This is a genomic window from Streptomyces sp. NPDC006296 (genome assembly GCF_040613235.1).
Taxonomy (GTDB): domain Bacteria; phylum Actinomycetota; class Actinomycetes; order Streptomycetales; family Streptomycetaceae; genus Streptomyces.
This window is the reverse complement of record NZ_JBEXRT010000060.1, coordinates 24,983-31,163: the sequence shown is the minus strand read 5'-3', so window position 1 is coordinate 31,163 and position 6,181 is coordinate 24,983. Positions and strand designations below refer to the sequence as shown.

The following is a 6,181-nucleotide window of genomic DNA, read 5'->3' as shown; positions in this document are numbered from 1 at the left end:
ATCGTGTTCAACAGCACCGAGAACACCGCCGAAGAACCCTTCGCCGCACCCGTCCGCCGCCCCGCATTCATCGGAGCACGCGACTTCACCCCGGTCGGGTGAGGCGACCGGAGCGGGGCCGGCCCGGCTCCGGCGCTCCGGCCTGACACGGCACCTCCCGGCGCTCCGGCCGGACAAGACACCTCCCGGCCGGACACGGCTCCACGGCACCTCCCGGCGGGACGCGGCGCCACGGCACCTCCGGCAGGTCGGCGGCACCCTCCCGCGCATCCGCGCGAGGAGGGTGCCGCCGTTCTCCGGCGGACGGGCGACGCCCGGCCGGACCCGTTCCCCCGCCGGACCGGCCCCTCTTCCGCCGAGAGATCCGTCTCACATCGGGCCCCAGGGGTTTGACATTAGATGGGCTTATGGTCAATAAAGGTGATGCTTTGGCCACTTATTCATGTCCTGTCGTGCAGGCTGTGAGGGCCGCCCTCGCCTAGCCGAATGAGTCCTGCCGTGCCCCACTCGTCCTCCGACCACGCATCCGCCGACCCGGCGCAGGAGTGGGAGGCCTGGCGCGCCGAGCGTCACCGCGCGCTCACCGCCCCGACCGGCAACCTCGCCCTCGTCGAGACCCGCTGGGCGCCCGCCGGCGAGCAGCCGGACGTGGAGGAGGCCCGCGCGGACCTGCCGGACTCCGTCACCGTGACCACACTCCGGCGCACCGACCTGGTCACCGGCGAACCCGAGCACGGCCTGCGCCTCTGGGACGCCGACGCACCCGCGGTCCGCCACTTCGACCGGGTCGACGCCTTCCCCTACGACCCCGCCTGGGTCCTGGAGGCCTCCTACACGCCCGTCCCCGGTGCCCGGCGCATCGCGTTCGAGCACATACGGGACAACGGCGGCAGCCGCGACCTGGCCGTCCCGGGGGACATCACCCTGACCGTCGACGGCCGGGCGTACACCCTCAGCGCCTTCGACGACGACGGCACCCTGCTGCTCGTCTTCGGGGACCCCACCAACGGCGACACCACCTACGGGGCCGGCCGCTTCCTCTTCGTACGGCGCACGGAGGACGAGGGCCGGGTCGTCCTCGACTTCAACCAGGCCTTCGTGCCGCCCTGCGGATTCTCCGATCAGTACAACTGTCCGATGCCGCCGCGGCAGAACCGCTTCCACCTGCCCGTCGAGGCGGGCGAGAAGCTCCCCGTCTTCCGCGACGGCCACGACGCCCCGCACTGATCGCCCCCGCAGCCCCCGCACGGAAAGAGCTGACCCCCATGAGCACCAAGAAGAACGCCCTGTACGGCACCGCCGCCGTCGCCGCCCTCGCCGTGGCCCTGACCGCCTGCGGCGGCTCCGGCGGCTCCAGCGCCTCCGGCGGCAGCTGGGACAAGGACGCGGTCGTCCACATCGGCTCCCTCTACGAGCCGCAGAACCTCGACAACACCGCAGGCGGCGGCCAGGGCGTCACCGAGGCGCTCAACGGCAACGTCTACGAGGGGCTGTTCCGGCTCACCGACGGCGGCGAGGTCGAGAAGCTCCTCGCCCAGGACTACAGGACCAGCGCCGACGGCCTCACCTACACCTTCACCCTGCGCGACGGCGTGACGTTCCACAGCGGCAAGGAACTCAGCAGCGAGGACGTCAAGTACAGCCTGGAGAAGGTGCTCGCCGACGACTCCCAGTCCGCCCGCAAGAGCACCCTCGAAGTCATCAAGGACATCGCCACCCCCGACAAGCGGACCGTGAAGATCACGCTGTCCAAGAGGTCGATCTCCTTCGTCTACAACCTCTCCTACGTCTGGATCATCAACTCCCAGGCGAAGAACCTGAAGACGACCGAGGACGGCACCGGTCCGTACACCCTGAACAAGTGGACCCGCGGCTCCGCGCTGAGCCTCGCCCGCTTCGCCGGGTACTGGGGCGACGCCGCGGCCAACAAGCAGGTCGTCTTCCACTACTACAAGGACGCCTCGGCGCTGAACAACGCCCTGCTGACCAACGCCGTCGACGTGGTCACCAGCGAGCAGTCGCCCGACGCCCTGGAGCAGTTCAAGAGCAACGGCACCTACAAGGTCAACGACGGCGACTCCACCACCAAGCTGCTGCTGGCGTTCAACGACAAGGCCAAGCCCTTCACCGACGTCAGGGTGCGCCGGGCGGTGTCCGCCGCCATCGACGACAAGAAGCTCCTGGAGTCCGTCTGGGGCGGCTACGGCAAGCAGATCGGCTCGATGGTGCCGCCCACCGACCCCTGGTACGAGGACCTGACCGACGTCAACGCGCACGACGTCGCGAAGGCCAGGAAGCTGCTGTCCGAGGCCGGCTACGCGAAGGGCTTCAGCTTCACCCTCGACACCCCCAACTACGACCCGCACCCGACAGCCGCGACCTTCATCAAGTCGCAGCTCGCCCAGGTCGGCATCACCGTCAAGATCAACACGATCACCCCCGACGAGTGGTACACCAAGGTCTACAAGAACCACGACTTCACGGCCACGCTCCAGGAGCACGTGAACGACCGCGACCTGGTCTGGTACGGCAACCCCGACTTCTACTGGGGCTACGACAACCCGCAGGTCACCAAGTGGGTCGAGCAGGCGGAGGAGGCCCCCAGCACCGCCGCCCAGACCGAGCTGCTGAAGAAGGTCAACCGGCGGACCGCCGAGGACGCGGCCAGCGACTGGCTGTACCTCTACCCGCAGATCGTCGTCGCCAACGACAAGGTCTCGGGCTACCCCCTGAACGGGCTGAACTCCCAGTTCTTCGCCTACGGCATCAAGAAGAAGGGCTGATGGCGCGCTATCTGGTACGCCGGCTGGCGTTCCTGGCCGTGTCGCTGGCCCTGGCGAGCGTGGTGCTGTTCGTGCTGCTGCGCCTGCTGCCGGGCGACCCGGCCAACGCACTCACCTCGGTCGGCGCCGGTCCCGAGCAGATAGCCGCGGCCCGCCACGCCATCGGCTCCGACCGCCCGCTGCCCGAGCAGTTCACCCACTGGCTCGGGCAGCTGGCGGGCGGGGACCTCGGCACCTCGTTCGTCAGCTCACTGCCGGTCGGGCCCGAGGTCGTCGCCCGGCTGGACGTCACCGTGCCGCTCACCCTGGCGGCGTTCGTGCTGGCCGTCCTGGTCGCCGTCCCCGCCGGCTTCACGGCGGCCCACAAGCGGCACACCTGGTACGGCACGCTGCTCAGCGGGGTGTCCCAACTGGGCATCGCCATCCCGGTGTTCTGGCTGGGCATGATCCTCATCGCGGTGTTCGCGCTGAACGCGGGCTGGCTGCCCTCCGGCGGCTTCCCGCAGGACGGCTGGGCCGAGCCCGCCGAGGCGATCCGCTCCCTCGTCCTGCCGGTCGTGACCATCGCCCTGGTGATGAGCGCCTCCCTGATCCGCTACGTCCGCTCCGCCACCCTCGACGTCCTCGGCAGCGACTACCTGCGGACCGCCCGGGCCCTCGGCTCCTCCTTCGGCGGCGCCATGTGGCGGCACGGCCTGCGCAACGCCTCCGTGCCGGTGATCTCCGTCCTCGGCATCGAACTCGCCTCGACGCTGCTCGGCGCCGTCGTCGTGGAGTCGGTGTACGCGCTGCCCGGGCTCGGCTCGCTGCTCGCCACCGGCATCGCCCAGCACGACTACCCGGTCGTCCAGGGCGTGCTGTTCGTCTCCACCCTCGCCGTCCTGGTGATCGGCTTCGCGGCCGACCTGGTGCAGCGGATCATCGACCCCCGGCTGCGCGGCCGGCTCTCGGGAGGCTCCCGATGACCGGGACGGACCTGCTCACCCCGGCCGAGCGGCGCTCCGGGCGCTCCCGGCGCTCCGGCACCCTCGTGGCCGGCTGCGTACTCGCCGGCCTCATCGTGCTGGCGGCCGCGGTGTCGCTGTTCTGGCTGCCCTACGACGCCGACGACACCTCCGGCGGACGGCTCGCCGGGCCCGGCGACGGCCACCTCCTCGGCACCGACAAGCTCGGACGCGACCTGTTCACACAGGTGCTCACCGGCTCCCGCATCGCCGTCGAGGCGGGACTCGGGTCGGTGCTCGTCGCCGCCGCCCTCGGCATCACCCTGGGAGTCCTCGCGGCCTACGCGCAGGGCTGGATCGACGACACGCTCTCGGCGTTCCTCGACATCCTGATCGCCTTCCCGACCCTGCTGCTCGCGATGCTCATCGTGGCCGCCCGCTCGGCGACACTCGGCTCCGCGGTCCTGGCGATCGGCCTGGCGCAGAGCGCGGTCGTGGCGCGCCTGGTGCGCATCCTCGTCAAGCGGGTCCTGGCCCAGGACTACATCACCGCCGCCCGTACCTCGGGCACCTCCTGGCCGCGTACCGTCCTCTCCCACGTCCTGCCCAACATCTGGCCCACGCTGGTGGTCAACCTCGCCCTGCAGTTCGGCCTTGCGGTGCTCGCCGAGGCCGGGCTGTCCTACCTCGGCCTCGGGGCGCCGCCGCCCAACGCCTCCTGGGGGCGCATGCTCCAGGAGGCCCAGGCCACCTTCACCACGGCACCCGCCGGTGCGCTCGCGCCCGGAATCCTCCTCGTCCTGCTCGTCATCGGTGTGAACCTCGTCGCCGACGGCCTGCGCGACACCCTCGACCCGGCCACCCGGCGGAGGCGCGCGTGACACTCCTCGACGTACGCGGACTGACCGTACGGACGGACGACGGGCGGACCCTCGTCGACGACCTGTCCTTCACCGTCGCCGGCGGTGAGCGGCTCGGCCTGATCGGCGAGTCCGGTTCCGGGAAGTCCCTGACCACCCTCGCGGTCCTCGGGCTGCTGCCCGACGGCATGACGGCGAGCGGCGGCGTGGAGCTCGCCGGGACCCGGATGCTGGACGCCTCCGAGAAGAGCCGCACCGCCGTCCGCGGCCGGGACGCGGCGGTCGTCTTCCAGGAACCGCTGACCGCGCTGGACCCGCTGATGCGGCTCGGCCGGCAGATCGCCGTGCCCCTCGCCCGCCGCACCGGCCTCCGGGGCGCCCCGCTGCGGGCCGCCGTGCTGGACGCCCTCGAACAGGTGCGGCTTCCCGAGCCCGGCCGGGTCGCCCGCGCCTTCGCGCACGAGATCTCCGGCGGACAGCGCCAGAGGGTGGCGCTCGCGATGGCCCTGGCCTGCGCGCCGAAGCTGCTCGTCGCCGACGAGCCCACCACCGCCCTGGACGTGTCGGTGCAGGCCGAGATGCTGGAGCTGATCGACGGTCTGGTGCGCGAGCGGGAGATGGCCGTGCTGTTCGTCAGCCACGACCTCGCCGTCGTGGCCGGGGTCACCGACCGGGTGCTGGTCATGAAGGACGGCCGGGCCGTCGAACAGGGCGCGGTCGACGCCGTCGTGCGCGCACCGCGCGAGGAGTACACCCGGGCCCTGGTCGCCAGTGCCCGGAAACTGGAGTCCGCCCTGGACCTGAGGAGCGCCCGATGACGCCCGTACTGGAACTGGAGGACGCCGCCGTCCGCTACCGGGGCAGCGCGGCCGACGTGGTCTCGGGCGTGTCCCTCTCCGTCGAGGCGGGCGAGAGCCTCGCCCTGGTCGGCGAGTCCGGCGCCGGCAAGACGACCCTGCTGCGGCTGCTGCTGGGCCTCGCGCGGCCCACGGCCGGCACCGTCCGCTTCGACGGGGCCGCCCTGGACCCGCGCGACCGCGCACAGATGCGCCGCTTCCGGCGCAGCGCCCAGTGCGTCTTCCAGGACCCGTACTCCTCGCTCGACCCCAGCCGCCGGGTCGGCGCGATCGTCGCGGAACCCCTGCGCTCCCTGGGCCTGGACACCCGCGCCGGCGCGGTGCCCAAGGTGGCCGCCGCGCTGGAGCGCGTCGGTCTCCCGGCCGACGCCGTGGACCGCTACCCGCACGAGTTCTCCGGCGGACAGCGCCAGCGCATCGCCATCGCCCGCGCCACGGTCTGCGACCCCCGCGTCCTGCTGGCCGACGAGCCGGTCAGCGCACTGGACGTCACCACCCGGGTGAAGGTCGTCGACCTGCTGGCCGAACTGAAGGAGGAACGGGGCCTGACGCTGGTCATGGTCTCCCACGACCTGTCGGTGGTGGCCTCGCTGTGCGAGCGCACCGCCGTGCTGGAACGCGGCCGGGTGGTCGAGCAGGGGGCCACCTCCCAGGTGCTCGGCGAACCCGCGCACCCCTACACCCGCCGTCTCATCGAGAGCGTGCCGCGGCTGCCCGTCTGACCGCCCGCCGCCGGG

General features: G+C 71.8%; 6 protein-coding genes and 1 pseudogene. All 7 read left to right on the top strand.

Features of this window, described 5'->3' with window-relative positions; translation table 11 throughout:
* Positions 1-102 (top strand): annotated as a pseudogene (locus ABZ172_RS28280) (ectoine hydroxylase); the annotation flags it as partial.
* A 384-nt stretch (positions 103-486) separates the two neighbouring features.
* Entirely contained in the window at positions 487-1,227 is a 741-nt protein-coding gene (locus ABZ172_RS28275; protein WP_356887880.1) for a DUF1684 domain-containing protein, read from the top strand.
* A gap of 38 nt (positions 1,228-1,265) precedes the next feature.
* The gene (locus ABZ172_RS28270) at positions 1,266-2,783 is read left to right on the top strand and encodes an ABC transporter substrate-binding protein (RefSeq protein WP_356887878.1); all 1,518 of its coding nucleotides are present in this window, start codon (positions 1,266-1,268) and stop codon (positions 2,781-2,783) included.
* On the top strand, positions 2,783-3,748 hold the full coding sequence (locus ABZ172_RS28265; RefSeq protein WP_356887876.1) for an ABC transporter permease: 966 nt from the start codon (positions 2,783-2,785) through the stop codon (positions 3,746-3,748). Before ABZ172_RS28270 ends, ABZ172_RS28265 begins: the two co-directional genes overlap by 1 nt.
* A complete protein-coding gene (locus ABZ172_RS28260; protein WP_356887874.1) occupies positions 3,745-4,608 on the top strand; it encodes an ABC transporter permease in 864 nt (287 codons plus the stop codon). The genes ABZ172_RS28265 and ABZ172_RS28260 overlap by 4 nt, the downstream gene beginning before the upstream one ends.
* Positions 4,605-5,405 (top strand): ABC transporter ATP-binding protein, encoded by an 801-nt coding sequence (locus ABZ172_RS28255; protein WP_356887872.1) that lies wholly within the window; start codon positions 4,605-4,607, stop codon positions 5,403-5,405. Before ABZ172_RS28260 ends, ABZ172_RS28255 begins: the two co-directional genes overlap by 4 nt.
* Positions 5,402-6,166: an ABC transporter ATP-binding protein gene (locus ABZ172_RS28250; RefSeq protein ID WP_356887870.1), complete on the top strand. Its 765-nt coding sequence runs from the start codon at positions 5,402-5,404 to the stop codon at positions 6,164-6,166. The genes ABZ172_RS28255 and ABZ172_RS28250 overlap by 4 nt, the downstream gene beginning before the upstream one ends.
* Positions 6,167-6,181 lie beyond the last annotated feature (15 nt).

What these genes read in the sequence shown, in the direction of transcription:
- ABZ172_RS28275 (WP_356887880.1), top strand. Translation starts at nt 487, where the DNA reads ATGAGTCCTGCCGTGCCCCACTCGTCCTCCGACCACGCATCCGCCGAC.
- ABZ172_RS28270 (WP_356887878.1), top strand. Translation starts at nt 1,266, where the DNA reads ATGAGCACCAAGAAGAACGCCCTGTACGGCACCGCCGCCGTCGCCGCC.
- ABZ172_RS28250 (WP_356887870.1), top strand. Translation starts at nt 5,402, where the DNA reads ATGACGCCCGTACTGGAACTGGAGGACGCCGCCGTCCGCTACCGGGGC.
- ABZ172_RS28265 (WP_356887876.1), top strand. Translation starts at nt 2,783, where the DNA reads ATGGCGCGCTATCTGGTACGCCGGCTGGCGTTCCTGGCCGTGTCGCTG.
- ABZ172_RS28260 (WP_356887874.1), top strand. Translation starts at nt 3,745, where the DNA reads ATGACCGGGACGGACCTGCTCACCCCGGCCGAGCGGCGCTCCGGGCGC.